Source organism: Fundidesulfovibrio magnetotacticus (assembly GCF_013019105.1).
Taxonomy (GTDB): Bacteria; Desulfobacterota; Desulfovibrionia; order Desulfovibrionales; family Desulfovibrionaceae; genus Fundidesulfovibrio; species Fundidesulfovibrio magnetotacticus.
The window spans coordinates 17136-30192 of the sequence record NZ_BLTE01000016.1; the positions used below are offsets into that span (position 1 = coordinate 17136).

16 protein-coding genes are annotated in these 13057 nt (G+C 69.4%); 14 read left to right on the forward strand and 2 right to left on the reverse strand.

The window, feature by feature from the left end:
• Positions 1 to 54: 54 nt before the first annotated feature.
• Positions 55 to 1257, reverse strand: a complete 1203-nt coding sequence (locus NNJEOMEG_RS15890; RefSeq protein ID WP_173086219.1) for an aldo/keto reductase — start codon at positions 1255 to 1257, stop codon at positions 55 to 57.
• A gap of 221 nt (positions 1258 to 1478) precedes the next feature.
• On the opposite strand from NNJEOMEG_RS15890, the gene NNJEOMEG_RS15895 reads away from it, so the two are divergent.
• From NNJEOMEG_RS15895 to NNJEOMEG_RS15935, 9 genes are all read left to right on the forward strand, one after another.
• Positions 1479 to 2381: an AraC family transcriptional regulator gene (locus NNJEOMEG_RS15895; RefSeq protein ID WP_173086221.1), complete on the forward strand. Its 903-nt coding sequence runs from the start codon at positions 1479 to 1481 to the stop codon at positions 2379 to 2381.
• Positions 2382 to 2668: 287 nt separating this feature from the next.
• Positions 2669 to 3022 (forward strand): ArsR/SmtB family transcription factor, encoded by a 354-nt coding sequence (locus NNJEOMEG_RS15900; protein WP_173086223.1) that lies wholly within the window; start codon positions 2669 to 2671, stop codon positions 3020 to 3022.
• 125 nt (positions 3023 to 3147) lie between these two features.
• On the forward strand, positions 3148 to 4272 hold the full coding sequence (locus NNJEOMEG_RS15905) for a permease (protein WP_173086224.1): 1125 nt from the start codon (positions 3148 to 3150) through the stop codon (positions 4270 to 4272).
• Between the two features lie 15 nt (positions 4273 to 4287).
• A complete protein-coding gene (locus NNJEOMEG_RS15910) occupies positions 4288 to 4521 on the forward strand; it encodes a thioredoxin family protein (RefSeq protein ID WP_173086225.1) in 234 nt (77 codons plus the stop codon).
• Positions 4522 to 4536: 15 nt separating this feature from the next.
• Positions 4537 to 4929, forward strand: a complete 393-nt coding sequence (locus tag NNJEOMEG_RS15915) for a putative zinc-binding protein (RefSeq protein ID WP_173086226.1) — start codon at positions 4537 to 4539, stop codon at positions 4927 to 4929.
• On the forward strand, positions 4929 to 5327 hold the full coding sequence (locus NNJEOMEG_RS15920; RefSeq protein WP_173086227.1) for a thioredoxin family protein: 399 nt from the start codon (positions 4929 to 4931) through the stop codon (positions 5325 to 5327). Before NNJEOMEG_RS15915 ends, NNJEOMEG_RS15920 begins: the two co-directional genes overlap by 1 nt.
• A gap of 9 nt (positions 5328 to 5336) precedes the next feature.
• Positions 5337 to 6044 carry a cytochrome c biogenesis CcdA family protein gene (locus tag NNJEOMEG_RS15925; protein WP_173086228.1) on the forward strand — a complete coding sequence of 236 codons (708 nt, stop codon included), beginning with the start codon at positions 5337 to 5339 and terminating at the stop codon, positions 6042 to 6044.
• A gap of 91 nt (positions 6045 to 6135) precedes the next feature.
• Positions 6136 to 7227 carry an ACR3 family arsenite efflux transporter gene (gene arsB / locus NNJEOMEG_RS15930; RefSeq protein WP_173086229.1) on the forward strand — a complete coding sequence of 364 codons (1092 nt, stop codon included), beginning with the start codon at positions 6136 to 6138 and terminating at the stop codon, positions 7225 to 7227.
• 84 nt (positions 7228 to 7311) lie between these two features.
• Complete coding sequence (locus NNJEOMEG_RS15935) at positions 7312 to 7761, forward strand: arsenate reductase ArsC (RefSeq protein WP_173086230.1); 450 nt, start codon at positions 7312 to 7314, stop codon at positions 7759 to 7761.
• Between the two features lie 117 nt (positions 7762 to 7878).
• Here NNJEOMEG_RS15935 and NNJEOMEG_RS15940 read toward each other — a convergent pair whose 3' ends face one another.
• The gene (locus tag NNJEOMEG_RS15940) at positions 7879 to 8847 is read right to left on the reverse strand and encodes a LysR family transcriptional regulator (RefSeq protein ID WP_173086231.1); all 969 of its coding nucleotides are present in this window, start codon (positions 8845 to 8847) and stop codon (positions 7879 to 7881) included.
• A 151-nt stretch (positions 8848 to 8998) separates the two neighbouring features.
• Here NNJEOMEG_RS15940 and NNJEOMEG_RS15945 point away from each other — a divergent pair, with 151 nt between their 5' ends.
• The 5 genes from NNJEOMEG_RS15945 to NNJEOMEG_RS15965 all read left to right on the forward strand — a co-directional run bounded on the left by NNJEOMEG_RS15945 (position 8999) and on the right by NNJEOMEG_RS15965 (position 13017).
• Complete coding sequence (locus NNJEOMEG_RS15945; RefSeq protein WP_173086233.1) at positions 8999 to 9466, forward strand: C-GCAxxG-C-C family protein; 468 nt, start codon at positions 8999 to 9001, stop codon at positions 9464 to 9466.
• Positions 9467 to 9494: 28 nt separating this feature from the next.
• Positions 9495 to 10049 (forward strand): putative zinc-binding protein, encoded by a 555-nt coding sequence (locus tag NNJEOMEG_RS15950; RefSeq protein WP_173086235.1) that lies wholly within the window; start codon positions 9495 to 9497, stop codon positions 10047 to 10049.
• A gap of 115 nt (positions 10050 to 10164) precedes the next feature.
• Positions 10165 to 11019 carry an arsenite methyltransferase gene (gene arsM, locus NNJEOMEG_RS15955; RefSeq protein ID WP_217270587.1) on the forward strand — a complete coding sequence of 285 codons (855 nt, stop codon included), beginning with the start codon at positions 10165 to 10167 and terminating at the stop codon, positions 11017 to 11019.
• A gap of 11 nt (positions 11020 to 11030) precedes the next feature.
• On the forward strand, positions 11031 to 11609 hold the full coding sequence (gene sigZ / locus NNJEOMEG_RS15960) for an RNA polymerase sigma factor SigZ (RefSeq protein WP_173086239.1): 579 nt from the start codon (positions 11031 to 11033) through the stop codon (positions 11607 to 11609).
• Between the two features lie 73 nt (positions 11610 to 11682).
• The gene (locus NNJEOMEG_RS15965) at positions 11683 to 13017 is read left to right on the forward strand and encodes a radical SAM/SPASM family putative metalloenzyme maturase (protein WP_173086241.1); all 1335 of its coding nucleotides are present in this window, start codon (positions 11683 to 11685) and stop codon (positions 13015 to 13017) included.
• The last annotated feature ends 40 nt before the right edge of the window (positions 13018 to 13057 follow it).

Here is a 13057-nt window from a genome sequence, read left to right on the forward strand (position 1 = left end):
GATGTTCCGGTCCGGGCGGCGCGGGGGCGCGCCGCCCGGACGGAAGCTTCGTCCCTAAAGGTCCCTCTTCAGGTGCTGCCTGGCCGCGGCCAGCAGGCCCTCGAAGCCCGGCCCCTCCATCTCGGCGGCCACCCGCTCCAGCATCTCCGGGATGGCGATGTGCTGCGGGCACTTCTCCAGGCACTCGCCGCAGGCCACGCACTGGGAGGCGAACCCGGTGGTGCCGCCCCCCGTGATGCCGCCTCCGAAGGCCGCATACATGAACCGGGCCTCGTCGCCGTTGCCGAACATGTGCATCTTGTTGAAGAAATCGAAACAGGTGGGGATCTTCACGCCCGCGGGGCAGGGCATGCAGTAGGCGCAGCCCGTGCAGTCCACCTGCATGAGCTCATGATACGTGCGCCGCACGCGCTCCACAAGCTCCAATTCCCCGGCGGTCAGGGAGCGCGGCGCGGCCTGAGCGGCCACGGCCAGGTTCTGGGCGATGTGCGACTCCTCGTTCATGCCCGAAAGAACCACCGTCACCTCCGGGTGGTCCCACACCCAGCGCAGAGCCCACTCCACGGGGGTGCGCTTCACGGGGGCCTGGTCCCACAGGGCGGCAACGGCCGGGGGCGCTTCGGGCAGGGCCAGGTTGCCGCCGCGCAGGGGCTCCATGACCACCACGCCCAGGCCCCGGGAGGCCGCGTGCTTCAGGCCCGCCGTGCCCGCCTGATATTCCTGGTCCAGGTAGTTGTACTGGATCTGGCAGAACTCCCAGGGGTGGGCGTCCACGATGCGCGCGAAGTCCTCGGGCAGGCCGTGGTAGGAGAACCCGGCGTTGACGATGCGGCCGTCCGCCTTGGCCTGGTCCAGGAAGGCGCGCACGCCCCGGCTGTCGATGGCGTCCCAGGAAACGCCGTCCAGGGCGTGGACGAGGTAGTAGTCGATGCGGTCCGTGCCCAGGCGTTCCAGCTGGGCGTTCAGGTAGCGGTCCATGTCCTCGCGGGAGTGGATGAGCCAGGTGGGCAGTTTGGTGGCCACCTTCACGCGGTCGCGCCAGCCGCCCTGCAGGGCCTTGCCCAGCAGGGGCTCGCTGGCCCCGCCGTGGTAGGGCCAGGCGGTGTCCAGGTAGTTGACCCCGGCCTCAATGGCCGAGCGGATCTGGGCGATGGCCCGGGGCTCGTCGATGGCCCCGTCCTTCAAGGGCATGCGCATGCAGCCGAACCCCAGGATGGAGAGTTCGTCGCCGGTCTTGGGCATTTTTCTGGTGAGCATCACGGTCTCCTTGCTGGTGGATGGGTTCGCCGGTGGCGTACCGGTCCCCGATGACCGGGCGTATAGGGCCGCGCGGTCCGGCCCGGTAGACACGATCCTGCCCGATTCTTGCCTGATCCTCTCCCGGCGCTGGTCATACGCGGGGGCAGGCGCTATGAAAAGGTCGCGCGCGCGGCGACAGCCGCCGCACATCCCGCATGAAACGGAGGACTTGCGCGGCCATGAGCGACACCGATGCCGAAAGAATCCAGCGTGCGAACCGCCTGCTGAAAGAGAAACTGCTTGCGCGCATGCCCGGGCAAGGGGTCTACGAGACCGCCGTGGAGGGCCTGCGCCTTTCGCGGCGCGAGGAGCCCCACAAGGTGGAGAACTGCTTCTCGGAGCCCATCGCGGCCGTGATCGTGCAGGGCTTCAAGCGCTCCGTGCTCGGCTCCGAGGAGTACCGCTACGGCGAGAACCAGTGCCTGGTGGCCGGGGTGGACATGCCCAGCTCCTCCTGCGTGCTGGACGCCACGCGCGACCGGCCCTTCCTGGCCGTGGCCCTGGTGCTGGACAAGGGCCTGATCACCCGCCTCGCGGCCGAGACTCCCGCGCCCCAGGAATCCACAACCATCCGCAACAAGGGCATCTCCATCGACAACGTGGACCCCGACGTGCTGGAGGCCTTCCTGCGCCTGGTGGAGCTTCTGGACAAGCCCGGGCAGATCCCCGTGCTCGCGCCGCTGATCGTGCGCGAAATCCACTACCGCCTGCTGCTGGGACCGCAAGGGGCGCACCTGCGCGGGATCAACACCCTGGGCAGCCAGGGCAACCAGATCGCCAAGGCCATCAACTGGCTCAAGAGCAACTACCGGGAGCCCCTCCAGGTGGACAGCCTGGCCCGCCTGGTGAACATGGCCACCTCCACCTTCCACCGCCATTTCAAGGAGGTGACCACCCTCTCCCCCCTGCAGTTCCACAAGCGCCTGCGCCTCTACGAGGCCCAGCGCCTGATGCTGGCCGAGCGCGAGACAGCCGCCGGGGCGGCCCTGGCCGTGGGCTACGAGAGCCCCGCCCAGTTCAGCCGCGAGTACAAGCGCCTCTTCGGGGAGCCGCCCCACCGCGACATCATGCGCGGACGCTAGGAACGGCGCGCGGCGGACACGGCCAGCCCGGATCGCGACCGCAAGGACAGCGTTACGCCGGAGCGCCCGGTCCGGCACTGGCCGGGCGACCGGTTTCCTGCCTGCCCCCCCGTCAGACGCGATCCGACGCCCCCCCCTTCCCTCCGTCTGCCCGCGCAGCCAGGTACGGCGGGGCTCGCCTCCGCGTCCGCCCCCCCCTGGAATGAAATCTCTCGCCATGTGCGAAGCGCCCCTTGACGGGTCGCAACACCAAGCATATAGCTACATGCAAATATGGAGATTCAAGCATGAAGGCATTCGTCCGCGTCATGAAGGCCCTGTCCGACCCCAACCGGGTGAAGATCGTGAAGATGCTCCACCAGAGGCCCTTGTGCGTCTGCGAGTTGCAGGCGGCCCTGGGCATCGCCCAGCCCACGGTCTCCAACCACCTCAAGACGCTGGAGGACGCGGGGCTCGTGCAGAGCGCCAAGGCCGGGCAGTGGGTGAACTACTCCCTGGCCCAGGACGCCGGCCCCTACGCCGTGGCGCTCCTGGGACACCTGAAGGACTGGCTGGAGGACGACCCCGAAGTGGCCCGCCTGTTGGAGGGCCTGGACGGCATCCGCCGGGAATCCATCTGCGCGGCCAGGCCCGGCCGCTGAGCAGGGCATGGCTTGCGCGGACGCCGCACGGCGTTCGCGAGGCCGGGATGCCCAAAAATTACGACGCCCCCGGCGCGGGCACGGGAACGACCCGGCCGCTCCGGGCACCACGAACGAGGATTGCAATGAACGGATTACAAGACTTGCGCATCGGCGCGACGGAGGGCGGCCCGCGCCGCGACGGCGACGGCCTGGCCGCGGCGGCAACCCGGGACGCAAAACTGGACGAACGCGTGGCGCTCAGGCGCTACCTCGCCCTGGGAGTCCCGGCGCTGGCCCTCTGGGTGGCGCTCTACGGGCAGCTTGAGCCCTGGGCGAACGGCCTCACCTACGGCCTGCTGGGCATGGCCAAGGGCGACAGCCTCGCCAGGGCAGTGGCCTTTTTCCTCTACGACGGGCCCAAGGTGCTCCTGCTGCTCACGCTGGTGGTGTTCGGCGTGGGCGTGCTGCGCTCGTTCTTCACGGCCGCCCGGGCGCGCAGGCTGCTGGCCGGGCGCAGGGAGGCCTTCGGCAACGTGCTGGCCGCTCTCCTTGGCATCGTCACGCCGTTCTGCTCCTGCTCGGCCGTGCCGCTCTTCGTGGGCTTCGTCACGGCCGGGGTGCCGCTTGGCGTCACCTTCTCCTTCCTGGTCAGCGCGCCCATGGTCAACGAGGTGGCGCTGGTGCTGCTCTACGGGCTCATGGGCTGGAAGGTGGCCGGGCTCTATCTGGTCACGGGCCTCGTGGTGGCCATGGTCAGCGGCTGGGTGATCGGCCGGTTGAAGATGGAAGGCCATCTGGAGGAATGGGTGCGCCTGATCCACGCCGGGCAGGACCTCCCCGAAGAGGAGCTGACCTGGGCGGGCAGGCTCCGCGCGGGGTGGACCGCCGTGCGCGAGATCGTGGGCCGCACATGGCCCTGGGTGCTGGCGGGCATCGCCGTGGGCGCGGGCATCCACGGCTATGTGCCCGAGGGCTTCATGGCCTCCATCATGGGACGCGACGCCTGGTGGTCCGTGCCCGCCGCCGTGGCCCTGGGCATCCCCATGTATTCCAACGCGGCCGGCATCATCCCCGTGGTGCACGCGCTGCTGGAAAAGGGCGCGGCCCTGGGCACGGTGCTGGCGTTCATGATGGCCGTCATCGCGCTCTCGCTGCCGGAGATGATCATCCTGCGCAAGGTGCTCAAGCCGCGCCTGCTGGCCACGTTCGCGGGCGTGGTGGGCCTGGGCATCCTGCTGGTGGGCTATCTGTTCAACTTCATTCTGTAACCTCCGGGGGAAAAAATGGAAATCAAGGTGCTGGGGCCGGGGTGCCCCAAATGCCACGAGACCGAGAAGCTCGTCCGGGAAGTGGTTGCCGAGAAGGGCGTGGACGCCCGGGTGGTGAAGGTTTCCGACTTCCAGGAGATCGCGCGGATGGGGGTGTTCTCCACCCCGGCCGTGGCCGTGGACGGCGTGGTGAAGTGCGTGGGCAAGGTGCCCGCCAAGGCGGAGATCGCCGCCTGGATCAACGGATAACGCCGGGAGGCCGCCATGACCGCTACATGTTGCTCGAAGGAAAAGGACATCATGATTCTCGCCTGTTCGGGAGGGTCCAATGTGGGACAGCTGACCAACCAGGCCGCCGTGGAGCTCACGCGCGAGGGCTACGGCAAGATGTTCTGCCTGGCCGGGATCGGCGGGGGCCTGAGCGGCTTCGTCAAGTCCGCCCAGGACACCCCGCAGGTGATGGTGCTGGACGGCTGCCAGGTGGGCTGCGCCAAGGCCATCCTGGAGCGCGAGGGCATTCCCCTGAAGCATCATGTGATCGTCACGGACCTGGGCATTGAAAAGGTGAAGGACCGCCGACTCGACATGGACCCGGCGGATGTGGCCAAGGTGATGAACGCGGGCAAAAGCGCCATGGACGCGGGAGCCCAAGCCTGATGTCGCGTCTCAGGCGCCTGGCGCTCCTACCGGCCCTGTGCGTCCTGGCTCTGCCGGTCCTCGTCCTGCTGGCCCGGGCCCTTCCGGTCCGGGCCGCCGACCTCCCCGAGGCCCCGGCCAGGAACACCGTGACCATGCTCGACCTGGGCGCCAAGTCCTGCATCCCCTGCAAGATGATGATCCCCGTCCTGTCCGCCCTGGAGAAGGACTACGTCGGCCGGGCGGCCATCCTCTTCATCGACGTGTGGGAGAACCCGGAGCAGGGCAAGAAGTACGGGCTGCGCGCCATCCCCACGCAGATCTTCTACGACCGGCAGGGGAAGGAGACGTTCAGGCACGAGGGCTTCATGGACCAGCAGGCCATCGCCGCCGTCCTGGACAAACTCCTGGCCCAGTAGGGTTCACCCATGCTCGACCAGTTCTTCCTCACGATCAACGCCTGGATGGTGGACAGCTTCGCCCTGGCCGCGGCGGGATGCTTCCTCTGGGGCGTGGTGAGCGTGCTCTTCAGCCCGTGCCACCTGGCCTCGATCCCGCTGATCGTCGGCTACGTGGCCGGGCAGGGGCGGCTCATGGAGGGCCGCGAGGCCGCCGGGTACTCCCTGGCGTTCACCTCCGGCCTCTTCCTGACTATCGCGGCCATCGGCGCGGCCTGCTCCCTGCTAGGGCGGATGCTGGGCGACATCGGACCCTACTGGACCATCGCCGTGGGGGCCGTGCTGGTCTGGGTGGCCCTGGACATGCTCGGCGTGGCCCGCTGCTCCCTCTCCGGGGGGCGCATGGGCCGCATGAAGGTGCGCGGCGCGGGCGGGGCGTTCCTCCTGGGCCTGACGTACGGGGCGCTCTCGGGTTCCTGCACGTTCGGGTTCATCGCCCCGATCCTGGCGCTCATCACCATCCAGGAGAAGGTCATGACGGGCCTGGCGCTCATCACCCTGTTCGCCGTGGGCCACTGCCTGCCCATCGTGGCCGCCGGAAGCTCCACGGCCCTGGTCCAGCGCTGGCTGGAGAACGGGGCCATGCGCAACGGAGGCGGCTGGTTCCGCAAGGGCGCGGGCGGCCTGATCGGGCTGTTCGGCGTCTACTTCATCGCCAGGCCTTTCATTGGCGCGTGAATCCGGATAAGCGGGAACCAAGGGTATCCCCTCTCAAAAACACGGGATCCCCAAAGGACACGGAAGACCACGAACAAGCCGGAGGCCGATCATGACCGAAAGCGTCACCAAGAAACTCTCGTTCCTCGACCGCTACCTGACCCTCTGGATCTTCGCGGCCATGCTCGCGGGCGTGCTCCTCGGCTGGGCCATGCCGGGCGTGCGCGGCGTGGTGGAGTTCTTCCAGGTGGGAACCACCAACATCCCCATCGCCATCGGGCTCATTCTCATGATGTACCCGCCCCTGGCCAAGGTGAAGTACGAAAAGCTCGGCCAGGTGTTCCGCGACGCCAGGGTGCTCGCGCTCTCCCTGGCCCAGAACTGGGTGATCGGGCCCGCGCTCATGTTCCTCCTGGCCATCGCCTTCCTCTCGGGCCATCACGAGTACATGGTGGGGCTCATCCTCATCGGGCTGGCCCGTTGCATCGCCATGGTCATCGTCTGGAACGACCTGGCCTCGGGCGACCGCGAGTACTGCGCCGGGCTGGTGGCCTTCAACTCCATCTTCCAGGTGCTGTTCTTCCCGGTCTACGCGTGGCTGTTCATCACCTTCCTGCCGGGCCTGCTCGGCCTTGAGGGCATGGCCGTGGACATCTCCATGGGCCAGATCGCGGAGAGCGTGTTCATCTACCTGGGCATCCCCTTCCTGGCGGGCATGGCCTCGCGCTTCATCGGCCTCAAGGTGAAGGGCCGGGAGTGGTACGAGGAGGAATTCATCCCGCGCATAAGCCCCATCACGCTCACGGCGCTTCTGTTCACTATCCTGGTGATGTTCTCGCTCAAGGGCGAAGTCATCGTGCGCCTGCCCTTCGACGTGGTGCTGATCGCCATCCCCCTGTGCGTCTACTTCCTGGTGATGTTCCTGGCGTCCTTCTGGCTCTCCTGGAAGGCCGGGGCCACCTACGAGCAGTCGGCCACGCTCTCCTTCACGGCGGCGTCGAACAACTTCGAGCTGGCCATCGCCGTGGCCGTGGCCGTGTTCGGCATCGACTCGGGTCAGGCCTTCGCCGCCGTGATCGGCCCCCTGGTGGAGGTGCCCGTGCTCATCGCCCTGGTGAACGTGGCCCTGTGGATCCGGCGCAAGCACTTCCCCCACGTGGTTCAGACGCCGCTGGGGGTGTGCCACGTCTCCTGCAAACCCTAGGGCGGCGTCCACGGGGACAGCGCCCGCTTCATGCAGTCCGGCGGCCCGCAAGGCAAAGGCGGCCGCCGCGCGAGAGGATACGCCATGCAGCCCAAGACAAGAGTGCTCTTCCTGTGCACGGGCAACTCCTGCCGCAGCCAGATGGCCGAGGGCTTCGCCCGCGCGCTCCGGCCCCACGACATCGAGGCCTTTTCGGCCGGGGTGGTGAGACACGGCCTCAACCCCCTGGCCGTGCGGACCATGGCCGAGGCCGGGGTGGACATCTCCGGGCAGGCCTCCAAGACCGTGGAGGAGCTGCCCATGCAGGAGTTCGACGTGATCGTCACCCTCTGCGGCCACGCCAACGAGAACTGCCCTTACTTCCCCGGCAAGGCCCGGCGCGTCCACGCGGGCTTCGACGACCCCCCCGCCCTGGCCCGGGACGCCAGGACCGAGGAGGAGGCCCTTGGCCACTACCGCCGCGTGCGCGACGAAATCAAAGCGTTCGTGCTGGGCTTTCCCGGAGCGAGCGCCGGGGGCGGCGGCACGGACTGAGGCCCCGGGGAGAGGGCCGAGGGTTCACCGGAAAGGGCGGCGCTCCCGGTTGGCGGCCTCACGCCCCTGATATGGTCTGGAGACCGCCTGAGGGGTTCTGCCGAGCGCGCCGAGGCCTCAGCAGCAGCGCCCCTCCCCGCCCGGCGACGCCTCCGGGTTGAACAGACGCTCCAGCAGCGGCTTCGTGGGCGCTGGCGCGCCCTGCATGAGCGTCTCGCGCACCATGTCCATGAACGCGGCCAGCGGGGGCGAGAGCCACTTGTCCTTGTGGCGGATCATCAGCACGGCCGTCTCCAATTCGCCGCCGCGCCAGTCCAGCGCGGCCAGGCGTCCCGCCTCCAGGTCCGCGCGCACGGCCAGCTCGGGCAGGAGGCTCACGCCCACCCCGTCCATGATGCACCCGCGCAGGGCCGCCGCGCTGGAAAAGGCCACCCCGGCGGCGGTCTCCACGCCCTTCTCCGAGAGCAGCCCCTCGAACATCCTGCGGTAGGAGCAGTCCGCCGTGGAGAGCACCAGCGTCTCGCCCCGCAGGTCCTCCGCCCCCACCTGCCCAAGCGCCGCCAGCCGGTGCCCCGGGGCGGACACCAGCAGGAGTCGCTCCACGCCCAGAAGCTCCACCACCAGGTCGCCCGCCCGGATGGAATCGGCCATGAGGAAGGCCAGGTCCGTCACGCCCTGGCGCAGGTCCTTTTCCAGGCCCTCCAGGGTGCAGGCCGTGAAGCTCAGCCGCACGTTGGGGAAGCGCTCCCGGAAGCGCCGGATCACCCCGCCCATCCGGCAGGCGCACAGGGACTCGGGCACGCGCACCGTAAGCGCACCCCGGGCCTCGGCCTCCCCGGACACCCAGGCCCTGGCCTCGTCCTCCAGGTCCAGTATCTTGCGGGCGTAGTCCTTCAGGCGCTCCCCGGCTTCGGTGAGCGCCACCCGCCTGCCCAGGCGCTCGAAGAGCTTCACGCCCAGATCAGCCTCGATGGCCGCGATGCGCGCCGACACCGTGGACTGGGCCGCGTGCAGCGCCTCGCCCGCCCGGTTGAAGCTCAGAAGGCCGGCCACGGCCACGAAGGTTTTCAGATCGCGCAATTCCATGTCTGCCTCGCTCCGTTCGGCGGATTCGATCGACCCGATCTAAACGAATCGTTGGATTAGATCGATTGACGTTGTTAATCCGCTATCCAGATCAATCAACGCTGTCAACCGGGGCGGAAAGCCCCGGCCAGGACGCGCAAGGAGGACGGACATGGACAAGGCACAAGTGGAACGCAGGGCCTACGAGCTCTTCCAGGGCGGACTCATCTGCTCGGAGGCGATCTACGCGGCGGTGCTGGAGGGCTCGGGCAAGGCTCCGGCGGAGATCGCGACGGGCGTGGCCACGCCCTTCGGCGGCGGCGTGGGCCGCAGCCGCGAGGAGATGTGCGGCGCGCTGGCCGGGGGCCTGGTGGCCCTGGGGGCGCTCAGGGGACGCGCCGGGGCGGGCTGCGACTGGGACGACGTGGCGGACAAGGCCGCCGACTTCCGCGAGCGCGTGCTCGCCCTCACCGGCCGCACCAGCTGCAAGGAAGTGCTGGCCGCCCTGGGCCCCCAGGAAAACATGGAGAAATGCAAGCGCTACACCGCCAGCGCGGCCGGCATCCTGTACGAACTGTTGGAAGACGCCCGCCCCGCCGGAGCCCCCAGGACATGCGGCTGCTGCGCCGCCGGAAACTGAGACAACCCAACCAACGGAGGATCGAACCATGAGCTGCAATCAGAAGACCCCCTGCGCCGAGGCCACCAGTCTCCGCGAGAAGGAATACGAGACCGTCTACATCCGCAAGCCCGCGGGCGTCTGCCAGCTGTGCGAGGACTTCTCCGCGCGCGAATCGGTGAAGCCCGTGGCGGTGATGTGCTGCGAGGGCTCCTGCCTGCGCGGCGAGATCGCCCGGCGTGCCTCCAACATTCTCTGCCACTCCCTGCTGCCCGGGAAGACCGTGCGCGTCTGCCTGGGCGGGGCCTTCACCAAGGACACCGGCCAGCGCGCCCTGGTGCGCAACGCCCCCCTGGTGATCGCCATGGAGGGCTGCTTCCTGAAGTGCGCCACGCGCATGATGCAGGGCGTGCTGGAGGGTCTGGAGCCCGAGGTGGTGGTGGCCGACAGCCTCATCGACTTCAACCGCGACCTCTTCAGCGTGGACGAGATGCCCGAGGAGGAGATCGCCCGGCACGCCCGCGACGTGGCCGCAGAGATGGCCGCGCGGCTGGAGGAGCAAGCCCCGGCAGCCGCCCGGGCCGCCTGCTCCGCCTGCTCCTGAGCCCCCCCTCCTCCGCCGCCCCGCCGGGAATCTTTTCGGCGGGGCGTCTTTCGATGCATCCTTTCCCGGCTTTCTCCGTCTTCCCTGCACAACACACCGCAAGGGAGGCATGACAATGCACGCTACGGACGCCGGAATCATCAGGACCACCATACGCGAGCGCTACGCGCGAACCGCCCGGGGGGCGGTTCCGGGAGACGGAACGGCCGGGGGCTCCACGGCCAGCGGCTCCTCGGCCGGGGGCTCCAAAGCCGGATGCTGCGAGAGCGGATGCTGCGGTTCCACGGACCCAGCCCAGGCCCGGGACCTGGCCCTGAAGGTGGGCTACACGCCCAAGGAACTCCAGGACATGCCCGAGGGGGCCAACATGGGCCTCGGCTGCGGCAACCCCCAGGCCATCGCGGCGCTCAGGCCCGGCGAGACGGTGGTGGACCTGGGCAGCGGCGGCGGCTTCGACTGCTTCCTGGCCGCCCGCCAGGTGGGGGACGCGGGGCATGTGATCGGCGTGGACATGACGCCGGAGATGGTCGAAAAGGCGAGAAGGAATGCGCGCTCCATCGGGTGCGCCAACGTGAGCTTCCGGCTGGGCGAGATCGAGCACCTGCCCGTGGCCGACGGCGAGGCCGACGTGGTGATCTCCAACTGCGTGGTGAACCTGAGCACGGACAAGGCCCGGGTGTTCCGGGAGGCCTTCCGCGTGCTCAGGCCCGGCGGACGCATCGCCATGACGGACATCGTGGCCCTGGCGGACATGCCCGGGGACATCCGCCGGGACGTGCGGCTCCACGCCGAGTGCGTGGCCGGGGCGGAAACCGTGGGCAGGCTCGAGGCCATGCTGGCGGACGCGGGCTTCGCCGGGGCGTGCGTGCGCCCAAGCCCGGGGAGCGCGGAGAAGCTGGCGGCCATGTTCCCCAACGTCGACCTGAAGGGGCTCGTGGCCTCGGCGGTCATCGAAGCGGTCAAACGGTAGGCGGCGGGGCCATGCGGCAAGGTCTCGAAGCGGCTTGGCGCGGACACAGGGAGGAGCTGAAGGCCTTCATCCTGCGCCGGGTGAAGTCTCCTGCCGAGACGGAGGACATCCTCCAGGACGTGTTCCTGAAGATGATCCGCTCCCTGCAGGGCGAAATGCGCATCGCGCAGCCCCGCGCGTGGCTCTACGCCATCGCGCGAAACGCCGTGACGGACCATTTCCGGGCCAGACGCCCCACGGCCCCGCTCCCGGACGATCTGGCCGCCCTCCCCGGGGAGGGCGGCGTCCCCCTCCGGGAGATGGCGGCCTGCATGGCCCCCATGCTCGCGGCCCTGCCACCCGGTCTGCGCGAGGCCGTCGCCCTGGCCGACCTGCAGGGACTGCCCCGGAAGGAGGCCGCCCAGCGCCTGGGCATCTCCCTGGCGGCCTTGAAGGCGCGCGTGGTGCGCGGCAGAGCCCGGCTGCGCCGCATGATCGAGGCGTGCTGCCGCCTGGAGCTGGACGCGCGCGGCTCGGTCGTGGACTATGAGCCCAGGGAGTCAGACTGCCCCATCTGCTCCCGGCCGGGCGCGGGCGATCCAGCCTCTTGAGGTGTTGCCTGACGCGTAACGAGGCGCTATCCGGTCCCGGCCGGACCCGAGAAGACCCCAAGAGGACCCCGCCGTGAACGAACTCCCCGCGCCCTCCGCCGCACGCGCGCTCGCCCCAGCCCCCTCGCGCCTCTTCGTCGAGGTCACCTCCCGCTGCAACCTGCGCTGCGCCATGTGCGTCAAGCATTCCTGCGCGGAGAGAGCCCCCGAGGGCGACATGTCCCCGGAGACCTTCGAGGCCCTCGTCCCGGCGTTCCCGCATCTGGAGGCCCTGGTGCTCAACGGCGTGGGGGAGCCGCTGCTGCACCCGCTCCTGGAGCGCTTCGTGCGCCGCGCCAAGGCGCTCATGCCCGCCGGGAGCTGGGTGGGCTTCCAGACCAACGGCCACCTTCTGGACGCAGAGCGCGCCCTGGCCCTGGCCGGGGCCGGGCTGGACAAGGTGTTCCTCTCCGTGGACGCCGCCTCCCCGGAGCGGTTCAGCAGCGTCCGGGGCGGGGGCAGCCTGGGCCGGGTGGAACGCGCCTTGGAGGCCCTGGCCGAGGCCAACGCCCGCATGCCGGGCCGCGCCGTCGAGGTGGGCGCGGAGTTCGTGCTCATGCGCGACACCCTGCGGGAGCTTCCGGCCGTGACGGCCTGGCTGGCCGAGCGGGGGGTGACGCGGCTGGTGGTCTCGCACATCCTGCCCTACGGCGAGGCCCTGGCGGACCAGCCTGTGTTCGCAGCCTCCCCGGAGCGCTCGGTGCGCTTCCACGCGGAGTGGGCCGCGCGGGCGAAACGGGAGGGCATCGACACGGCGCGCTACTTCGATGTGCTCTGGAAATACCGCAAGAGCCCCGAGGAAGAGCGCATCGTGGAGTTCGTCACGGAGATGACCGGCACGGCCATGCGCGAGGACATCCCCTTCCACGTGGTCAACCTTTTCTCGGGCGAGGATCTGACTGAGGCCGAACGCGTTTTCGCCCAGGCCCGGGAAACGGCCTGGGAGCGCGGGATGTCCCTGGCGCTGCCGCCGCTTCGGCCCCGGACCCGCCGCCCCTGCCAGGCCGTGGAGCAGGGTGGGACCTTCGTGGCCTGGGACGGCCGGGTGGCCCCCTGCCACTTCCTGTGGCGCGCCTTCGAGTGCCACTTCTACGGCCGCCGCAAGCAGGTGGTCCCCCGGCATTTCGGCCATCTGCCCGGAGTCTCCCTCCTGGAGGCCTGGAACGGCCAAGCTTACCGGGAGTTCCGGGCCAGGGCCGCCAGGGGCGGGTTCCCCCACTGCCCCAGCTGCAACGTCTACCCCTGCGAGGACATCGAGACCACCGACCTCGAAAACGACTGCTACGGCGAGCCCGTCCCCTGCGGCGACTGCCTCTGGAGCATGGGCCTGCTCCAGTGCATGGGGCAGGAACTGCCCGGGAATCCCTGACCCGGCCAGCCACGCCGCACCTGGGCGGCTCGCGTCGTTG

Coding starts and splice junctions, on each gene's coding strand:
- NNJEOMEG_RS15890 (WP_173086219.1), bottom strand. CDS start 1,257: ATGCTCACCAGAAAAATGCCCAAGACCGGCGACGAACTCTCCATCCTG.
- NNJEOMEG_RS15895 (WP_173086221.1), top strand. CDS start 1,479: ATGAGCGACACCGATGCCGAAAGAATCCAGCGTGCGAACCGCCTGCTG.
- NNJEOMEG_RS15900 (WP_173086223.1), top strand. CDS start 2,669: ATGAAGGCATTCGTCCGCGTCATGAAGGCCCTGTCCGACCCCAACCGG.
- NNJEOMEG_RS15905 (WP_173086224.1), top strand. CDS start 3,148: ATGAACGGATTACAAGACTTGCGCATCGGCGCGACGGAGGGCGGCCCG.
- NNJEOMEG_RS15910 (WP_173086225.1), top strand. CDS start 4,288: ATGGAAATCAAGGTGCTGGGGCCGGGGTGCCCCAAATGCCACGAGACC.
- NNJEOMEG_RS15915 (WP_173086226.1), top strand. CDS start 4,537: ATGACCGCTACATGTTGCTCGAAGGAAAAGGACATCATGATTCTCGCC.
- NNJEOMEG_RS15920 (WP_173086227.1), top strand. CDS start 4,929: ATGTCGCGTCTCAGGCGCCTGGCGCTCCTACCGGCCCTGTGCGTCCTG.
- NNJEOMEG_RS15925 (WP_173086228.1), top strand. CDS start 5,337: ATGCTCGACCAGTTCTTCCTCACGATCAACGCCTGGATGGTGGACAGC.
- arsB (WP_173086229.1), top strand. CDS start 6,136: ATGACCGAAAGCGTCACCAAGAAACTCTCGTTCCTCGACCGCTACCTG.
- NNJEOMEG_RS15935 (WP_173086230.1), top strand. CDS start 7,312: ATGCAGCCCAAGACAAGAGTGCTCTTCCTGTGCACGGGCAACTCCTGC.
- NNJEOMEG_RS15940 (WP_173086231.1), bottom strand. CDS start 8,847: ATGGAATTGCGCGATCTGAAAACCTTCGTGGCCGTGGCCGGCCTTCTG.
- NNJEOMEG_RS15945 (WP_173086233.1), top strand. CDS start 8,999: ATGGACAAGGCACAAGTGGAACGCAGGGCCTACGAGCTCTTCCAGGGC.
- NNJEOMEG_RS15950 (WP_173086235.1), top strand. CDS start 9,495: ATGAGCTGCAATCAGAAGACCCCCTGCGCCGAGGCCACCAGTCTCCGC.
- arsM (WP_217270587.1), top strand. CDS start 10,165: ATGCACGCTACGGACGCCGGAATCATCAGGACCACCATACGCGAGCGC.
- sigZ (WP_173086239.1), top strand. CDS start 11,031: ATGCGGCAAGGTCTCGAAGCGGCTTGGCGCGGACACAGGGAGGAGCTG.